Annotated in this window: 2 protein-coding genes and 1 pseudogene; 2 read left to right on the top strand and 1 reads right to left on the bottom strand. The window is 67.2% G+C overall.

The genetic code is table 11. From position 1 onward, the window contains the following. The coding region (locus tag ACXJKR_RS30165) for a hybrid sensor histidine kinase/response regulator (RefSeq protein ID WP_457325980.1) at positions 1–983 on the top strand (983 nt) is incomplete at its 5' end. 62 nt (positions 984–1045) lie between these two features. Here the strand turns inward: ACXJKR_RS30165 and ACXJKR_RS30160 are convergent. Further along, positions 1046–1834: a hypothetical protein gene (locus ACXJKR_RS30160; protein WP_457325979.1), complete on the bottom strand. Its 789-nt coding sequence runs from the start codon at positions 1832–1834 to the stop codon at positions 1046–1048. Positions 1835–2047: 213 nt separating this feature from the next. Here ACXJKR_RS30160 and ACXJKR_RS30155 point away from each other — a divergent pair. Next, positions 2048–2306: pseudogene (locus ACXJKR_RS30155) on the top strand (hypothetical protein); the annotation flags it as partial.

Genomic DNA, 2306 nt, shown 5'->3' with positions numbered 1-2306 from the left:
GCCTGCGCGCGCGCGACCTCGTCCGCCAGATCCTGACCTTCAGCCGCCGCCAGCCGCAGCAGTTGCGCAACGTCGCGCTGCGGCCAATCGTCGATGAGACCTATGGCCTGCTGCGCGTGACCCTGCCGGCTGGGGTTGAACTCGAATTGAGCCTGAGCGATGTGCCTTTGCACGTCGATGGCGACGCCACCCAGCTCCAGCAGGTGCTGATGAATCTGAGCACGAATGGCTGGCACGCGTTGCGTGGCGAGGTCGGCAAGATCGTCATCGGCCTTGAGGCGGTGCATCTGGACGCGGCCACGGCCCGTGCCCTGTCCGGGCTGGTCGCCGGCCCCTATGCCCATTTGTGGGTGAGTGATACGGGCATGGGCATGGACGCCGCGACACGCGAGCGGATCTTCGAGCCCTTCTTCACGACCAAACCAACGGGGCAGGGCACGGGCCTGGGCCTGTCGGTGGTCCATGGCATCGTCGTCGCCCATCAGGGCAGCATTGCCGTGGACAGCCTTCCCGGTCAGGGCAGCACCTTCCACCTCTACCTGCCTGCCGTCAATCCGCCGCTGCCGGCGATGAGCGTCGAGCGCCTGTCGGATGCACCGTCCCTTGGGCACGGCGAGCACGTGATCTATCTGGACGACGACGAGACCGTCGTGCTGGTCGTCGTGCGCCTGCTGGAGCGTGCCGGCTACCGCTGCAGCGGCTTCACCGAGGCAGCCGCTGCGCTTGCGGCCCTGGGCGCCGCACCCGATGCGGTGGACTTGTTCGTGACCGACTACAACATGCCTGTCCGCTCAGGCCTCGACGTCGCACGCGAGATCGCCTCCCTCCGCCCCGGGTTGCCTGTGGTGATCAGCTCAGGCCTGATCACCGACGAATTGCGCGAACAAGCGACGGCCGCGGGTGTGCGCGCCGTGCTTGAAAAGGAAGACACCTTCCGCGACCTGACCGCACTGGTTGGGAGGCTCCTGGCCGCGGCCAGGTGAGATTTTGCGCAAAACGCATGGATGTCCCGGTGATGACCCTAGGCGGGGCCGGGGCAAGTTCTTCAGCGGCCTGAGGGCTCCGCCTTTTCCGCGGGTTGGATGTGTAGACCCGAAAGCGCAGGCAATGCCAGCAGGAGCTCGCGCTGCTCGTTGCCAACGCCATACAGCAGGCGCAGACGCTGCGGCGCCGGTGTGACGGGGAAGAACGCGCTGCGCCGCAGTTCGGCGCCAGGGGCGAGGTCGGCTGGCAACTGGAAGCCGCGCCGCTTGATCTCATACTCGATCACCAGGGACTCGGCGTTGACCCTGCTCTGCGTTCGGTAGGCCGAGATGCCGCCCACCAGCAGGGCCAGAGGCAGGATCGGCGCCATCACGGTGTAGCCGGCCGCACTTGCCAGCACCAGCACACCGGCCACTGCCCCGCTGGAGCCAATCACCACGATGCGCCCGGCCGTTTTCATGGCGTCGACGTTGCGTGTCGTCTCGCTCTTGAGCTGATCGGGTGCGGTGGTGTGGTTGACGTTGTCGAGGACGTCGTTGGCGAGCGAGATCGAGCGCAGCTGGACCGGTGTGCGGCTGTCGTTGCGCACGACCAGCGCGTACTCATCCCAGTCGGCTTCGCGCACCCAGCTGGCCGCATCGTTGCGGACGATGACTTGCTGCACATCGAGCTTGATGCCGTCCGCCGTTTCGGCGCGCCAGCCAAGTGCCGTCGTGGCGTCGAGGGCAGGGGGGTGCAGCAGCCGTGATTGGCCGGCACAGCCACCGAGCAGCAGCGCCGTGGTGGCGACGAAAACGGCGCATGYGGCGACCCTGAGGATTCCTGCGACGAAGCTTGCGGGTGGCTGCATGTGCACCTTCGAACGGAATCCATCGGGCCGCATGCACTATAGGTGTGGGCGGCCGCCCTCGCGGTGGCGACGCTTGCGGTAGATTCGCTTCGCCCCCCAACGCCCATCGACATGAACCGCCTGCAGTCCGAGTTGCATCGCTTGTACCTTTTGACCTCGCCGGATCTGGGCGGGCATTTGATCGATGGTGCGGGCCAGGTACGGGCAATGGTCATGGAGCTGACTGGCCCTGCCGACTGGGATGTGCTGTCCAAGGTCTGGCGCGGCGTGCAGGCCGATCTTGAGCTGCCCGCCCCCGCCATCGCCGTGTCGGGCAGCGACGGGCTGCAGCTGTGGTTCTCGCTGCAGGCGCCGATGAGCGCATTGCGCGCGGCGGCGTTTCTCGCCCATCTGCAGGCACGCTACCTGGCCGGCGTCGCGCCTGCACGCCTGCGGTTGAGTCCATCGGCGGCCGGCCAGACCTTCGACGCAG

Source organism: Roseateles sp. P5_E11 (assembly GCF_054049355.1).
The sequence above is the reverse complement of the archived record's forward strand: the minus strand, read 5'-3'. Positions and strand labels throughout refer to the sequence as shown.